The following is a 16,288-nucleotide window of genomic DNA, read 5'->3' as shown; positions in this document are numbered from 1 at the left end:
ATAATATACCATGTTTGGCGCCGGACGGCAATCTGTAAATCAGGTATTGCCCGCCCGCACCTGGGATGAAGCTGCACGGTCTTTTTCAAACTGGTCTGGTCATTTTTCACTGTTTTGGCTGTTTTCAACCAGTTCACTTTCTGTTATATTTCCAGTACAATCATAAGATCAGGAGGCGGTACGACACTATGAAACGAATTGTTACTCTTCAGGATATTTCCTGCGTGGGGCGCTGCTCTACCACAGTAGCTCTCCCAGTCATCTCTGCTATGGGCGTGGAATGCGGCATTCTTCCAACAGCTGTTCTCTCCACCCACACTATGTTTCAAAATTTTACCTGCGTAGATCTGTCTGATCAGATCCAGCCCATCTCTGAGGCATGGAAAAAGGAAGGCATCTCCTTTGACGGGATCTACACCGGCTATCTGGCTTCCAGCCAGCAGTGCGGACAGATCACAGATTTCTTTGACCATTTCCGCACCCGGGACAATCTGATCCTGGTCGATCCGGCCATGGCGGACAATGGAAAATTATATCCGGCCTTTGACCAGGATTTCCCGTCAGCCATGGCAGAGGTCTGTGCCAAAGCAGACGTGATCCTGCCCAATATCACAGAGGGCTGCCTCCTTACCGGAATGCCATATAAGACAGAATATGACCCTTCTTACATCACAGAGCTCCTGCAGCGTCTTCTCAAACTGGGATGCCGGACAGCCGTCCTCACAGGCGTCAGCTATAAGCCAAACAAACTGGGCATCGCCAGCTTAGACCAGGACGGAAACTCTTTCTCATACTTTACAAAAAAATGTCCCCAGAGCTACCACGGAACCGGAGATCTCTACTCCTCCACTGCCTTTGGAGGACTGATGCGGGGTCTCTCCCTGGGAGATGCCCTCTCACTGGCAGCTGATTATGTGGTGGAGTGTATTGAGGTCACTTCCCGCTCCAGTGAAGCCAGATGGTACGGTGCAGAGTTCGAGTCCCAGATCCCCTGGCTGTGCCGGGAACTGGAAAAAAGACTGGGCTAGGGCAAGCCCGGACTTTGGCTCGTCGCCGTTACAAAAAGACAGCGCCCTTGCAAATGCAAAGACGCTGTCTTCATACCGTTCCCTGCAGGAATCGAACCTGCACTTGATCCTTAGGAGGTCTGCGCCCCACTGTCAATCACTGACAAGTCCAGGACCCGCAAGATAAGAATTTATCACTATTCTCCAATTGTTCAAATCGTTTCCGGTCAATTGCTGTCAGCCTCTGTAAAACCCAAATAACCTGTGAATATTAGCCGGATATTGGCTGCAGCTAATAAAAGGTGTTTGTATTACTGTCAGCATCTGCACATAGGATCGGCTACCATACCTGTCCCTGCAGGAATGATAACAATATTCAATTGACCAGATTTACTATCTATACTATACCGTGTAATGGCCGGTTTGTCTACGATTTTTCGACTACGAGCTCGTGTATATTTTGTATAACTTTTCCAGATTTGAAAGGTTACGGACTTTATCTTTCAACTGTTTTGATGTATGAATCATACCAGTACCTCCACATATTTCATTACTTCGTCCCTGATTTTCAGTTTTTCTGCATATTCCACCAATCTGGATAAATTTTTCCCTTTCCCTGCCATATACTCTTTTACTGCTGTCTGAAAATTCTGTACTTCATATTTTTTTCTGTCTTTGATCAATTCACAGATACATCTTTCTTGATCGTAAGCTCTTACGGTATTTCCACTGATGGAAGGCACGCTGCAGACTCCCATACCGTGAATTTCTTTTGTCACATATTTCACCCTGACATTAGCACTTTTCAAACGAGTAGCGTTATATCCATTCGGTACTGTAATACAGACTTCTGTATATTCTCTGTCAATCAATCCATGCAGATAAAGGGCAGTTTCACCGGAAAAAATAACAGTAGGATTTTTGGTCTGAAGGATAAATAATTCATCCGGCCAAACATCATCAGTGATATAAATACCCCGGGCAACTTTCTCCATAGCATGCTCCTTCACTTATTCCATTACATATGTCCTGGAAATCCGGTTTTTTTCTGCCAGAGAAGTAAGGAGATACCCATGGTTTTTTTTAACTAATTGTTCTAAAATCATTCTTTTAGTCATACATATCTCTTCTTTACAGTTTTTCTTATATTTTATTGTCTTTAAGCATAAATGCAAAGTATTGTATGCCATTTTCCTGTAATGACAATACTGTCTTTCCTGCTTATTTCATCGTTTTCGCCATAGACGCCAGCAGCGTCAGAACCATTTTGTCTTCATTTGTAAAACAGTAATCTTTGGCTTGTACGGAAGTTTGGGTAGTTTGGGTAGTCGCATTGGTATCGTCAACATTTTTTGAAATCTGACGGTACGTATTTACCCGGAAATCTCCGTCAAAATCAATAAATTCCGACTACAGCTTCCTTAATCCCCTCCGTTTTCTTTTTCCTGCTGCTGCAGATAGAACATCGCCTTTTGTGTTTCTATTTCTGCCCGCAATTCTTCTTCTGTGGGAAGATACAGCTTATACTTGGATGCAAAAAGCTGTTCATTTCCATGAAGTATGGAGTATCTTGCAATATCCTCATCCGTATCAGAACAGAGGACAATACCTATAGTCGGATTATCTCCCTCGCTGCGCTTTAGTTCATCATACATGCGGATATACATATCCATCTGTCCCACGTCCTGATGGGTGATCTTCTTTGTTTTCAGATCGATCAGCACAAAACATTTCAAGATGTAATTATAAAATACGAGATCAATAAAATATTCCTGTTTTTCGGTGTGGATATGCTGCTGCCTTGCGACAAAGGCATAACCTTTGCCGAGTTCCATTAAGAATTTCTGCAGATTTGTCAAGATACTTTTTTCAAGGTCGCTTTCTGTAAAATCTGTGTTGGAAGCAAGCCCCAAAAATTCTGCCACCACCGGATTTTTAATAAACTCCAGCTTATCATTCTGATATTCTGCTGTCAGGTCCTGCATTTCCTTTTCCACAAGTTCCTCATGCTGCGTCTTGAGCATACGATAATAATACTGGGATGAAATATTACGCTGCAAGGTTCTGACACTCCACGCCTGCCTGACAGCTTCCTTCTCATACCAGACGCGGGCCTTTTCGTCTTTTACCTGTATCAAGGCAACATAATGTGACCACGACAACAGTTTTTCAGATTTTCCAGACGCTGTCTGGAAAATCTCAGGATATGTTCTATAAAAGGTATAAAAACTGTACAGATTAGATTTTGTAAAGCCCTTCCCATACTCTGCCGACAGCTCCTTCGCCAGCTTCTTTATGATCTTGGCTCCATATTCAGCCCTGTCTTCACCATGCATTTCTTCACTGGCAATACGATGGCCAAGAAGCCAGTTTCTCTGTACAAGCGCAGTGTTAACAGCCTGATATGCAGTTCTTTGTGCAGCATCTATAATGCCGCACATATCACTTAATATATCCCCGGTTTCAACATAATTGTCCATAATATTACTTTGTCCGACTTTTATCATTTTATTCTCCATGAAAAACAACTCCTTTTGCATCTGCCAAATCTGTCTTTTCTAATTTTCATTATACTTCTGCACTCAAAATAGGTCTATCTCTTTCTTGCTTATTCCAACGTTTTCGCCATAGACGCCAGCAGCGCCGCCATCTCCGGATTAGCCAGTACTTTCTCCAGCAGTTCCGCATTCACTCCTTCAGGTACCTGTAACATATTCTCCGGCATTTGCCGATGGATATCCGGATTGAGTTCTTTCTTTTCATAGAATGCTTTTTCAAACAGTTCTGCATTTTTTCTTCTGTCATCATCCAGGATATGAGAATAAACATTCAGTATCATATTCGCCTGAGAATGCCCGGAATCTCCCTGGGTAGCTTTGATATCGCCGCCGTTCAGCTTCAGCTTATAAGTAACGCTGGTATGCCGGAGGCTGTGTGTGACAACAGATGGAAGATTATTATCCGCGATCAGTTTTTTCAAGCCCTTCAATATGACCGCCTCTCCGACCGGAAGTCCGTAAGCCGTTGCGAGGACAAGATTAAAGTCCATGTATTCTTCTCCCAGTACTTCCTTTTCCTGCTCCTGCTTTTTCTTCCATTCCACGAGCATAAGAGCGACTGTCTTCGGGAGGAAGATTTTCCTTTCGCTATCCTCTGTCTTGGGCTTTTTCAGTATACGTACCGTTTTATTTGATTTCTTTGTTTCCGGAAACACCAGAAGAACATCTTTTCCATCCAATGCTTTTAGAGCCTCCTTTGTCACTCTCTGCAATTCTTTATTTATAATGATATAAGCTCTGTCTTCTTCAATCGCTTCAGGCGATATGTCCATGCAGTCCCATGTGAGCCCTGTAACCTCACCGGGGCGCAATGTACAGGCAAAAATGAGATTGCATGCGATCACAACTTTCTCATCCTTACATACATCCATTGCATGCATCATGGTATCCGCTCCCCAGATCTCTCGTTTCATCGGCGTATGTTTTGGAACAGTCGCCCGCTGACATGGATTTTTTTCCATCAGCTCCCATTTGATCGCCTGCTCAAAACAATTTCTCAGCAATTTATGGATTTCCCTGATAGTACCCGTCCCTACGAATTCATTCTTTGCCTTCCCGGTCATCGGATTGACTACAGCAGGTGTATTCAAAAGAGTCTGATAATATTTCTCAATGAAATGCGTATTCAGGTCGGAAAGCTTCGCTTTACCGATCATCGGCTTGATATAGTTTTTTATCAGGCCGACTTTCCCCTGATATGTAGACATTACCCATGCCTTTGTTCCGTATATTATTACATATTCATCAAGAAGTTCAGACAGATAAGTACATTTAGGGGCCACAAAAGTTCCCAGCTCCTGCTTATATTCAATTTCCTTTTTCCGTTTGCGGGCTTCTGCTTTTGTGTCATAGGTTTCCCATTTTTGTATTCTTTTTCCCGCATCATTATACAAGTCTTTCTTCGCTTTTCGGTCTTCAACGGTCTGATATCTCGACTGATTATTGTACCAGTTCCAGAAAACTTCCTTAGGTATCCTGTTCCAATAATCGACCTTAACCGTATCGATTTTCTCACGCTTGATCAGGTCATATGCCACAGCTTCAGTAATTCCCAACAGATGAGCAATATCACGGGCAGAAAAAGACCATTCATTTAATTCCTGCCCCGGCTCCTCTCCGGTAATTTTCCTGTACTTCACCTGATTGGCGTACCATTTTTCAAAGCTGCCGATATTAACCCGCATCTTTCCGGCAATCTTCTTTGATTCAAATACATTTTTATGGACAAGCCAGTAACGATCCGTTTTCTTTAATCCCAACAGATCTCCCATTTCGGTAACAGTCATCCATTTCTTTGGCAAAGAAGGTTTCATTTGGTACTGGCTGTGTTCTTCAATATTTCTGACCAGTTCCTGATATTCTTCTTCTGTCATGTCTGTTTTTCTATTCATCAGAATCTCTCCCTTCTTACAGAAAGGATAACGGATATTTTCATAAACCGTTACTATATCGACGGATTATTTTTACTGTTCCGGCGGCTGATTATCAAGCCAGTCGTCAAAACTTTTTTTGGAGATACGGTACTTTCCGCCATCCAGCCGGATCCAGCGAAACTCATTTTTTTTCAAAAGGTTATAAACTGTCGGACGGCTGATCCCCAGTATTTCCTGTAATTCGCGCACCGTGTAACATCTTTTCTCTGCCATAACGCACAACCTCTTTCTGTAAATTATTTTGAATGAAAAAAATCTCTTCATATTAAACAAATGCTCAAAGGGGGCTTTACAACTCCCGATTTTACTTTTTTTATTTTCTTTTGACAGAGATTGCCTTCACCATTTCTTTTACATTTTTTTAAAGAATTTTTGAAGGACGATTGTATATTCCTGTTTTTCCATTTGTTTAAGTGAGAGGGTTTTTAGATTTTTATAGCGTTATCCCGAATTCGGGATAACAAGAGCAAGATCCACTAAGTAATACAGTATCGTCATTCTTGACTTCTCTGTATTGCTCTTAGTAGCGATCTTGATGGGGATTCCGGTCTACGCTCCGCTCCGGTCCGTGCTAAGCGGATGTCCACCGGACATCCAGCACCCCCATACCCTCGGAAATTTCACAGCAACTCCTGTGACTTCTCATTGATAGTTGCTATGAAATTCAAATTGGCTTCCAACATAAGTTGTACGCATCACTATATCTGGAAGGGACAGCCAGATGTAGTGGAGGTTCAGTTTTGCGGAAGCCTGTGACTTTAGAAGGAAGGAGGAAGAATGGCACCCAGAGAAAAAAAAGAAAGCGAAAAACGAAAAAATATTGTGTGTGTAAAACTTACCGATATCGAACTTTCAATTCTCGATCAACATGCTGACGGAGTACGCTTATCTCGTTCTGAATATATCCGCGGTCTCATTCTGAATAAAAAAATGACAGCAAAATATCAGATTGTAATCAACAGTGACGACATTCGTGAACTTCTGATGCAGTACGGGAAAATCGGTTCTAACCTCAATCAGATTGCAAAATATTTTAATACAGGTGGTGAAAGGTCTATGGCGATGGAAGAAGAAATTCATCACTGCCTGGCAGATCTTTTTTCTCTGAAAAAAGAAATTTTGAAATTGGCAGGTGATCTGAATGGCAATCGTAAAGCATATTAAAAGCAAAAATGCCAACTACACAGATGCCATAAATTATCTCTTCTATCAGCACGATGAAAAAACAAAAACACTGCTCCTTAACGAATATGGACAGCCTATGCTCAGAGAAGAATTCTATGCAGATGGATTAAACTGTACTCCTGAAACTTTTGATCTTGACTGTTCCGGGACTAATAGAACATTCAATAAGAACAGACGGCCAGGCGAAATCAAAAGCCATCATTATATCATCAGTTACGATCCCAGGGATGCATCAGATTGCGGTCTTACCGGGGAAAAGGCTCAGGAGTTATCTTTAGAGGTAGCTCAAAAAATGTTTCCGGGACATCAGGCTCTTGTGGTTACACATACTGACGGCGAAAATCATTCCGGAAACATACATACACATATCGTGATCAACAGCGTAAGAGCAAACGAAACGGAAAAAGAAGATTATATGACTCAGGCAAGTGACTATAAAGCGGGAGGAAAGCACAGATCTACGAACAAATTTATGGAACACTTCAAAAAAGAGGTCATGGCTATGTGTGAACGGGAAGGGTTACATCAGATCGATCTGCTCTCGCCCGCTCCCGAAAAAGTAACGGAGGCTGAGTTCCGTGCGAAGTCACGCGGTCAGGAAAAGATGGAAAAGATCAATAAAAAGATTACTGCTGAGGGGCTCAAGCCATCTGCAACGACATTCCAGACGCAAAAAGATTTCCTGCGGAAGGCAATAAAAGATTGCTCCCGGGAAGCAAAAAATTTTGAAGAATTCCAATCCCTTCTTTTGGAGAATTACAATATCTCGGTGATCTCACAGAGAGGCAGGTACCGCTATCTTCATCCGGACCGCAGCCAGCGTATCACTGAAAAAGCTCTGGGTACGGACTATGGACGGGATCATCTGGAAGAACTTTTCTCCCGGAATGTAAAAGGGATACGTGCAGAGAAAAAAGCAACAGCATATCATTCTCCGGAAACTGATTATCGGAGAGATCCGCTTGCAATCTTCTATTATCGCACACAGCTTCGTCTGGTAGTTGATCTGCAGACAAATGTAAAAGCTATGCAAAGCGAAGCATATGCGCAGAGAGTAAAGATCACCAATCTCCAGCAAATGGCAAACACCCTGATCTACATACAGGAGCATGGCTACAATACCAGAAAAGATCTGAGTGCAGTCACTTCGAAGGCGCAGGAAAGGCTGACAGAGGCTTACGACAAAAAGCGGGAGCTCACTGAAAAAATGAAAGTGCTCAACTCGCAGATCCACTACACCGGACAATACTTCGCTTCCAAAAGCATCTATGCAGAATTTTTAAAATCCGGAAACAAGAAGAATTTCAGAAACGAGCATGTATCTGAGATCACGGCTTATGAAGAAGCCCGGGACTGGCTGAAAGATTTCTATCCTGACGGGAAAATGCTTTCACTGAAATCACTAAAAAAGAGGAAGCAGAAACTGCAGGAAACCATCGACAGCCAGAAAACAGTTATTCATAACTATAAGAACCATTGTAAAGAATTAGAAACCGTTTCTGCCAACGTGGACGCTATCCTCAGGCGCCAGGCTATGGAAACAGAAATAATTCATCCAAGAACAACAGAACATCAAAAATCACAGAAAGAAAGGAAAGAAGAAGCATTATGACACAATCAGAATTTAAGCTGATCTTTGCCAATCAGGTAATGAAATGTGAGACCACTTTAAATAACAAAAGAAAAGAGTATACCGGCGATAACCTGGACAGGCTCTCCGCATTTAAAATTGCCGCCTCCTTACAGGGCTGCACGCCCCAGCGCGCTCTGGTGGGAATGATGGCAAAACATATCGTATCTCTGTATGATATGTGTTATGCCAAAAACGAATCATTTAAAAAAGAAATGTGGGAAGAAAAGATTACCGACAGCCTGAATTATCTTTTCTTATTAGCAGCAATTATCAGAGAGGAGGCACCCTATGAACAAAATTGAAACTAAAATCCTGAACTGCTCCGCTGTCAGGGAAGCGGAAAAAAACATGGTCTTTGCAGCAAGGCTTACACAGCGGGGACATATGATCCATTCGATGGATGATTTAGTGAAGCTGTACGAAAAATCCTTTTTGGACGAAACTGTTAAAACTCTCGGTCAGCTTCCTCATCCTGCAATCCAGAAATTTACTGTCATTACTGTCGCTGTGGTCGGCGCCAGCCGGAGATTTCTCTCACAGATCACCCGGCATCAGAATGAAGTAAAATTTATGAGTGCCTCCCTGCAGTACAGCAATTATTCCGGCGAAGCAGAATTTGCAGTTCCTTATGAAATACTGACAGCTTCCCCAGAGATACAGATGCTTTATGAAGACAGCTGCCGGTCAGACCTCGACTGCTATGGCCGGCTGTGCAGAGCAGGGATCGGGCACGACGCCGCAGGCTATGCCACGCCTCAGGGATTAAGAAATATCCTGATCATCAGCGCCACACCTTATCAGTGGAAGCACATGATCGGTCAGCGCTCATGCAGAAGAAACACAGACGAAACGCGGATTGTCATGCTCCGTGTCTGGAAGGAGCTTTATGAATACAGCAATCCTCTGTTTGCCCCGGCTCTGACAGGTCCATACTGTCAGCGGGATAAATGCCTGGAAGGAAAAATGTCCTGCGGTCATCCGATCAGCAGACTTCTCCTTCCTCATGAGATCCTTCATCAGGATTATCCATATCTGACCGGAGGTGAAACAGAATGAAAATAAAGCTGATTGACTTCGGATTGGTTCCGGAACATTCTCCCCTCAGGCTGCACGCAAATGATGCAGGTGCAGATGTATATATTCCCTTTGACTGTACTTTAAAACCCGGGGAGATTATAAAAGTGCCTCTTGGATTTGGTTTGGAACTTCCTGACGGATATGCCGGCTTTGTATTTCCGAGAAGCAGCATGGCAGTAAAAGGACTGGTCTGTGAGCTGCCTCCTATAGACTCCGGATATCGCGGAGAGATCCATGCGATCATCAGCAATATCAGTAATTTCAGACAGTCAATCTCAAAGGACATGCGGATCGGGCAGCTTGTCATCACACCCGTGATCATTGCAGACTTTGTATTTAATCTCGGTAACAAGCGGGGAACCCATGCTTTTGGAAGTACAGGAGAATAGAAAAAGATTTATAACAGGTGCCGGCTTATTACCGGCACCCAGATCATTAAAATCAGTAGACAAAGGGAAAACATCACTATGATTACATTCGGAGAAAAACTAAAGCATTTAAGAAAGAAAAATCATCTTACACAGAAACAACTTGGTATATCGCAAGATGAGCAATCAACTACTTGCCGATGAAACCCGAAAGGCACGGCAGAAGCTCTCGGCGATAATATTAAACAACTTAGACGGATGGGAGGATGAATATGAGCAAATACGAAAAGATGGTCGCCTGTAACCGAAAGAGCAGTGCGGACAAGATTGAACTTGCTAAAAAGACAATCTTTAAAATGCTGGATGAGGGAGAGAAAATAACGATTCCGAAGCTGATTGCTAAGACAGGATTGTCGAGAGGATTTTTTTACAAGAACCCCATTGTACGAAGCACACTGGACAAGGCACTTGAACAGCAGGTCGGAATGACTGATCCCCGAAAGAACATTCTCGATATGGCGATGGACAACGAAATCGTTGTATCATTCTTCATATTATGTCCGTAAATCACAGTATGCCGGTCTGAAAAATCTGCGCTGTTGCGGTAGTCCATAAAAATGGTCCCTGCCGTGTTCCAAGAGCCGTCCAGCAGGCGACGAAGGTAGTAGCTGTTATCCTCGCTCTGCGCCACCGGATAGTTTATCTTGGTATCGGGGCAGTGCAGCCATGCGATGATGTCCTTGTTTTCTGTCTGTAAAACCTCAAAATCTACTATGATCGGCGCAGTTTCCTGTACAGATTCTTGTTCCGACTGGTTGCTTTCAGCGTCCTGTGGAAGTTTCATTACTGCTTCCTTCGTAAGTGAATCGTTCAAATTTTGGCTTTCCAGCATTTCCAGCAAATACCCTGAAATTTTATAAATAGATAAAGCCGCAATTATCAGGCATACCGCCACAATTATAATTTTTTTCATTGTTAATAGTTCCATCGCTTAAATTAGCACAAAAAAGACGGTGGCGGTTTTTAAGCCGTCACCGCCTGTAACTGATGTTGTCAATGAGATGAAATCTCAATCATCTGTTATTTAGCATGCAGTTTTTTTCTTTTGCTGTAAACCGCCATACCTATAACACCGCCGCAGGAGGCCAACATTAGACCAATCCACAGCATCATATTGCTGCTGTCTCCGGTCTGGGGGCTTTCTGTTTTCTCAGAAGGCTTGTCAGGCTGTTCGGGCTTGGCTGGGTCAGTCGGGTCTGTAGGGTCTGTAGGAGTAGTGGGGTCGGTGGGCTTTTCGCTGGTTTCAAACGGTGTGTTGGAGCCAAGGATAGCATACTGGCTCAGATGGGTAGTCTCAAACACCAGGAAGTCACCTTCCACCACTGCATCAAAGCGTTCCAGCGGGTCACCCAGATATACCGCCTGGTAGTATTTGTAGCCCTTCAGGTGGTCGTTCATCGGGATTTTGACCGTCATGGGGTTGTCCTTGATTTCCAGAGCTTTACCGTCTTTTCTAACGCTGATGTCGTAAATGGACAGCAGGCCCGGCAGTTCCTCTTTCAGTTCCGGACGGCTTCCCAGCACGCTTTCCTGTGCAATGGTGTCGGCATAAAGCTCTGCTCCCTCTGGCACGCCGTCGGTCAGGGAGATGGAAACGCCGGTTTCGGAAGCAGTCAGATCTTTGACGCCAGTATCCTCACCAGGTTTTGTTCCAGGATCAGTGCCCGGATCGGTAGAAGTCCCGGACGGGGATACTTTGATCACATCATTGGTGCAGTAGTAGCTATACATGCCGGTCTTTACCACGTTGGTGGTATAGCCTGCCGGAATATCTTCTTCGGTCGCACCGCTGACGCCTTCTCCAGCCACAGGCACTACAATTTTTGTCAGGATTGTCTGACCCCAATCCTCCGCAGTTACGTCATCAACGGCGGTCTGATAGACCAACCACTGGGATTGATTCGGGTCTGCTCCCCAATAAAATCTCTGCCCGTCCTTGATCAGCACTGTCATAGAGCTGATATCGCCTATTTTGGCGCTGATGGTTTCCCCTGAGTCGGTATATCCCTCAGGCAGAGCGTCCTTTTCAAGTCCGTCAACGGTAGCAATTTGAACGGCAAGATATTCTTTTTGGCTAGGAAGTCCTTCCACCTTCACCAGCTCGTGGATATAGCCCACAGGCTTGCCGTTTGTTAAATCGCTGCCGGTGTAGATTGTTCCGTAACTAACGCCGTATTTCTTTCCGTCCTCGCCCTTGGTGAGAACCTTCCAGTCTTGAGCAACATAATTACTTTCATATATGACATTTTCCCATTCGGTGGTCTCCCCCTCGATGCCGGAATTGGCGGTCAGGGCAAGCTCTGTTTCCAGATTACCTGTGAAGGGAAGGGTTGAGGATGTTGTCGATACAAAGGCCGCAGAATAAGTGTTTTCACCTGCGCTCTTATACGCTGTCACAGAAGCGTTTGAGCCGACCTTGAGCAGACCCTGTGTTCCCTCGGCCATAAAGCGGATCGCCGCAGTCTGAGACGTTTTGTTTTCATTGATGGTCAGGGAGCCGTCTCCGGTAATTTCCAGATTGCCGCCCCAGCCGAAGCCCCATACAATCAGTTCGGCGATATGATTGTCACCCACCAGATGAAGCTTCAAATCGTCGCCCATCTCGTTGGTGGCAAGGGTCATTTCCGGGTGGTTGTAGTTTGTCAGGGTGATGGTGTTGGTAGCCTTGTCATAGACAGCGCCCTCCACCGTGTCAGCCTCGCCGCCGTTGCTATAAAGTACATAGCCATCGGGTTCTTCTACACTGCTATCATACAGCTGCACCCATGCGGCGCTCATGTCCCCGGACGAGGGGCCGTTCTCCGCAAACGCCGGCACAGCCATTCCAACAGCCATACAAAGCGTCAGCAGTCCTGCAAGAAGTTTGCGCTTTAGTTTCATGATTGATTTTTCTCCTTTCAAGATAACTTTTATGTGAATATACAGGTTTGATCATTCTTTTTGGTGTGTCACCGCCTTTTTCTCTGTGTTCTATGCCATCCGTTCCCCGGCGCGCCGGTTCAGGCAGCCAGGGCGGAACGAATAACCTTCTTTAAGCCTTATTTCCCGGCCGCTGTTTTTTTCCGTTTGTAGAACAGCATCCCCAGCAATCCGCCGCAGGAGGCCAGCATCAGGCTGATCCACAGCGCCATATCGCTGCTGTCCCCGGTCTGTGGGCTTTCTGTTTGCTCAGAAGGCTTGCCCTGCTGTTCGGGTTTGGCTGGGTCGGTTGGGTCAGCCGGGTCAGCGGGGTCTGTCGGGGTGGTCGGGTCAGTCGGCCCAGCCGGATCGGTGGGATCTGTTGGAGTAGTGGGGTCAGTTGGGTCGGTGGGGTCGGTGGGATCTGTTGGAGTAGTGGGGTCAGTTGGGTCGGTGGGGTTAGAACCAAGGATTGCGTACTGGCTCAAATGGTCGGTTTCAAACACGAGGAAGTCTCCTTCCACCACCGCGTCAAAGCGTTCCAATGGGTCGCCCAGATACACCGCCTGATAGTATTTGTAGCCTTTCAGGTGGTCGTTCAGCGGGATTTTCACCGTCATGGGATTGTCCTTGATTTCAAGGGTTTCCCCATTCTGGCGGACGCTGATGTCGTAAATGGACAGCAGGCCCGGCAGCTCCTCTTTCAGCTCCGGACGGCTTTCCAGTACGCTTTCCTGCGCGATAGTATCAGCGGAAAGGGTCGCGTCCTCCGGCACACCGTCGGTCAGGGAGATGGAAACGTTGGTGTCGGAGTTGGTCAGTTCGGTAACATTTTTCTCCCACACAGCATAAAGCTGTATGTCATAGATACTGGTGGAAGCGGGGTTTTCACCGTATTGTAAGCTGCGGTAATAGCTTTCCCAATCGGCAAACCAGTCAGAATTTGCGGTGTTTGCAATTATGCTGTTACGTTCGCCAGACGGCGAGAAAGACCAGCCCGCAAAGGTATAACCCTCACGCACAGGAGCTACTGTGCTGACATCGAAGAACTTGCTGTCTTCTGTGCCTGTCTCGTCAATTTCACGGATAGCTTTTTCCCCGTCCTTCAATGCTCCGCCGTTGGGATTGAAAGTAACCGTACAGCCTCTTGTAAAGATTGGCGCCAAGTTTTTGTCCCCTGCCCCGTTTTTTAAACCGTTTTCAAAATCAAAGGTTATAAAGGTTTTACCGTCTTTTACCGTTATTGTTTCACCATAACCAATAATTATATCATACCCTGATTCTCTCCAGTTTTTAAAATGATAGCCGGGCCGAACAGGATTTGGCAGAACAATCTGCTGCTCTTCCCGCTGGATATAATAGCGGTCAGGCAAATCCGCCAATTCTTCCTCGGTAAAATAGTTTTCCACGCCTTCATAGTTTATATTGTAATAAGGCTCATAAAAGGTAACATAGAACTCAGAGAAACCTCCGCCATACATCGATCGTACAGCCCCATGACCGACGTGTCCGCAGCCTTCTGTGCCCACTTCCTCGCCATCGAGTTTTTTACCGCCGGCATAACAAGCTGTTAAAAGCATGGGTAAACCAGTATTGTTAACATATCCTGCATTGAAAGTATGCCCCGGAAGTTCGCATGCCGCTTCCAAAGCGGACTGTAAATTACTATATTCTTCTTCCCCATAGGCTGATGGGTCGATCTCTAATAACTTGTTTTCATAGGCAATCTTTATCGCATTGTCATAATATTTTGTTATGGGTTCCAGCTTTGACAAATCCGGCGTGCTGGTTGTTAAATAGCCATCACTTACATACCTCGGTTCATGAGCACTGTAATTAGGAATATTAACATATCCCAAATACAGGTCTGCATTCATGAATTGAACCGTAGTTACATACTTCCAATACTGATAGTCCGCCGTGATACACGCGCAATTGCCCTTGTGAATGTCCACGTTGGGCTGTGCGGTGAAACTCTCGCCGGGCATAACCAGTATATCCATGTTGGTACTAGGCGTATCCTCATTCAAAACGTGGTCTACGTGTGTGTATTTCGGGCCGTCAGCGCCCGGCTCCTGTTCAGCAGGCGTAGTGGCTGCGGCTGCCGGTACGGCCATTCCCGCCGCCATGCAAAGCGTCAGCAAACCTGCAAGTAATTTTCGCTTCATGATTGTTTCCTCCTTGTCAAATAAGATTGTTTATCCTTTGGTGTAAGCAAAGGATAGAAGGGGCGCCCCTTCTAAAAATTTTTCCTGCCGGCTGCCCGGGACAGGTTTTGCATGAAGCCCCGCCTGCAGGCGCTTTTGCCGGTTTTGTTTTATCTCTCAGCCTTATTCCTCGACCACCACCTTTTTCCGCCTGCAGCCCAGTATTCCCAGTACGCCGCAGGAGACCAGCAGAACGATATAGACGGCGTTTTGCCCTTTATCGCACTGGAGCGCTCTGCGGGAGAGCGGCGCCCTGCATTTCGGACAGAATTTCACGCTTGGGGCCGGCCGCGGTTCCCTATACGGCATAATGCCGGTCCGGCACGAAACAGCGGCGGTTGATCATCAGCTCGTTCTCAAGGTACTGGGCAACCATATCGGCTACGGCGGTCACCGCCCGTTCCTCTCCCTTGGCCGACAGGCCGGGACAGGGATCACGTACGGAAACCGTCAGTCCGGTTCCCGTGTCGCATATCTCCGCCGAAAGGCTGAAGGTGCTGACGTTCCCGTAAACCGAAAGCCGGGCGACCACCGCGCCGCTTTCATTCTTCCAGTATTCCGCCCCCTCCGCGTCCAGCACATCGTAAACGGCCATCTGCACATACCGCCGGACATAGGGAAGGAGCCTTTTCACCTGACGCATTCCGTTTCTCTCCTTTCGTTTTAATCGCCATACAGAGCGGAGAACTTCTCCTGCACATCACCGCAGTGCCGACCCATCAGTCACACGGCAAGATTCCGAAAAGCAGTATCATTTTGCTTTGGCATTCCATCGCAGGGGCGGCGCAGTGAAATCGTCAGTTCAGTTCCAAACGCTTTTTCCTCCGCCGTTATGGAAAGGGAGACGTCTGTTCCGTCTGCTCTGCATTCGGCAATAATCTTTCCCGGCGCTTCCTCCCCAAAAGCAATCCCTTCCTGCCGCAGCATACCATACACCGAGCGCAGGACATAGGAGCGCACATAGGGAAGTTCTCTTTGAACGTATTCCATCATTTCTTTTCCTCCTGAATTTTTGGGGAATCGTGGCGGACGCCGGGAAGAAGTAGATTCCTAAGTCCTCATTTTAGGTGAAAAGAGGCCGGATTGTCTATGCGTAAACCCCGCCAATCGTATCAAAACAGGTGGCGGTGAACCGCCACTTGTGCATATTATATAAATCAAAGCAACTATTTTGAGGCTTTATATATGCATAACTTCTAATCGTTCCAAGTAGGGGATGAGGTGTGCTTTTCTTTCCTGATTTTTCCTTTCGCGGATGCCGAATGGCGTAAATTTCATTTTTCAGATGGGGAAAACGATATTTTTCATCAGGACAATTCGTTACCGCACACAAAAACACCCTGCCTCTCCGGAGAGAAAGC

At 45.8% G+C, this 16,288-nt stretch carries 15 protein-coding genes; 7 read left to right on the top strand and 8 right to left on the bottom strand.

All coding sequences use genetic code 11. The features are described from left to right. The first annotated feature begins 188 nt into the window (after positions 1–188). Entirely contained in the window at positions 189–1,028 is an 840-nt protein-coding gene (locus INF30_RS13130; protein ID WP_226395544.1) for a pyridoxamine kinase, read from the top strand. Between the two features lie 503 nt (positions 1,029–1,531). Here the strand turns inward: INF30_RS13130 and INF30_RS13125 are convergent. The 4 genes from INF30_RS13125 to INF30_RS13110 form a co-directional block, all read right to left on the bottom strand. Then, the gene (locus INF30_RS13125) at positions 1,532–2,002 is read right to left on the bottom strand and encodes a type IV toxin-antitoxin system AbiEi family antitoxin domain-containing protein (protein WP_226395543.1); all 471 of its coding nucleotides are present in this window, start codon (positions 2,000–2,002) and stop codon (positions 1,532–1,534) included. A gap of 426 nt (positions 2,003–2,428) precedes the next feature. Beyond that, positions 2,429–3,526: a PDDEXK nuclease domain-containing protein gene (locus INF30_RS13120; protein ID WP_226395542.1), complete on the bottom strand. Its 1,098-nt coding sequence runs from the start codon at positions 3,524–3,526 to the stop codon at positions 2,429–2,431. A gap of 89 nt (positions 3,527–3,615) precedes the next feature. After that, on the bottom strand, positions 3,616–4,959 hold the full coding sequence (locus INF30_RS13115) for a tyrosine-type recombinase/integrase (protein WP_226395560.1): 1,344 nt from the start codon (positions 4,957–4,959) through the stop codon (positions 3,616–3,618). Between the two features lie 570 nt (positions 4,960–5,529). Then, positions 5,530–5,712: a helix-turn-helix domain-containing protein gene (locus tag INF30_RS13110; RefSeq protein ID WP_204713204.1), complete on the bottom strand. Its 183-nt coding sequence runs from the start codon at positions 5,710–5,712 to the stop codon at positions 5,530–5,532. 564 nt (positions 5,713–6,276) lie between these two features. On the opposite strand from INF30_RS13110, the gene INF30_RS13105 reads away from it, so the two are divergent. The 6 genes from INF30_RS13105 to INF30_RS13080 all read left to right on the top strand — a co-directional run bounded on the left by INF30_RS13105 (position 6,277) and on the right by INF30_RS13080 (position 10,328). Continuing rightward, complete coding sequence (locus tag INF30_RS13105; RefSeq protein WP_204713203.1) at positions 6,277–6,663, top strand: plasmid mobilization protein; 387 nt, start codon at positions 6,277–6,279, stop codon at positions 6,661–6,663. After that, positions 6,641–8,296 (top strand): relaxase/mobilization nuclease domain-containing protein, encoded by a 1,656-nt coding sequence (locus INF30_RS13100; RefSeq protein ID WP_226395540.1) that lies wholly within the window; start codon positions 6,641–6,643, stop codon positions 8,294–8,296. The genes INF30_RS13105 and INF30_RS13100 overlap by 23 nt, the downstream gene beginning before the upstream one ends. After that, the gene (locus INF30_RS13095) at positions 8,293–8,619 is read left to right on the top strand and encodes a hypothetical protein (RefSeq protein WP_089705367.1); all 327 of its coding nucleotides are present in this window, start codon (positions 8,293–8,295) and stop codon (positions 8,617–8,619) included. The genes INF30_RS13100 and INF30_RS13095 overlap by 4 nt, the downstream gene beginning before the upstream one ends. Further along, the gene (locus tag INF30_RS13090; protein ID WP_204713202.1) at positions 8,606–9,373 is read left to right on the top strand and encodes an FAD-dependent thymidylate synthase; all 768 of its coding nucleotides are present in this window, start codon (positions 8,606–8,608) and stop codon (positions 9,371–9,373) included. Before INF30_RS13095 ends, INF30_RS13090 begins: the two co-directional genes overlap by 14 nt. Next, on the top strand, positions 9,370–9,783 hold the full coding sequence (locus INF30_RS13085) for a dUTP diphosphatase (RefSeq protein ID WP_089705374.1): 414 nt from the start codon (positions 9,370–9,372) through the stop codon (positions 9,781–9,783). The genes INF30_RS13090 and INF30_RS13085 overlap by 4 nt, the downstream gene beginning before the upstream one ends. 245 nt (positions 9,784–10,028) lie before the next feature. Next, entirely contained in the window at positions 10,029–10,328 is a 300-nt protein-coding gene (locus INF30_RS13080; RefSeq protein WP_311136023.1) for a DUF6262 family protein, read from the top strand. A 514-nt stretch (positions 10,329–10,842) separates the two neighbouring features. Here the strand turns inward: INF30_RS13080 and INF30_RS13075 are convergent. From INF30_RS13075 to INF30_RS13060, 4 genes are all read right to left on the bottom strand, one after another. Beyond that, entirely contained in the window at positions 10,843–12,702 is a 1,860-nt protein-coding gene (locus INF30_RS13075) for an LPXTG cell wall anchor domain-containing protein (RefSeq protein ID WP_226395538.1), read from the bottom strand. 158 nt (positions 12,703–12,860) lie between these two features. After that, positions 12,861–14,888 (bottom strand): InlB B-repeat-containing protein, encoded by a 2,028-nt coding sequence (locus INF30_RS13070; RefSeq protein ID WP_226395537.1) that lies wholly within the window; start codon positions 14,886–14,888, stop codon positions 12,861–12,863. A gap of 337 nt (positions 14,889–15,225) precedes the next feature. Next, a complete protein-coding gene (locus tag INF30_RS13065; RefSeq protein WP_226395536.1) occupies positions 15,226–15,570 on the bottom strand; it encodes a hypothetical protein in 345 nt (114 codons plus the stop codon). Positions 15,571–15,650: 80 nt separating this feature from the next. After that, positions 15,651–15,920 carry a hypothetical protein gene (locus tag INF30_RS13060; protein WP_226395535.1) on the bottom strand — a complete coding sequence of 90 codons (270 nt, stop codon included), beginning with the start codon at positions 15,918–15,920 and terminating at the stop codon, positions 15,651–15,653. Positions 15,921–16,288: the final 368 nt, after the last annotated feature.

The sequence above is a fragment of the Claveliimonas monacensis genome, from assembly GCF_014982975.1.
Lineage (GTDB): Bacteria > Bacillota > Clostridia > Lachnospirales > Lachnospiraceae > Claveliimonas > Claveliimonas monacensis.
This window is presented reverse-complemented; position numbering and strand designations above follow the sequence as displayed.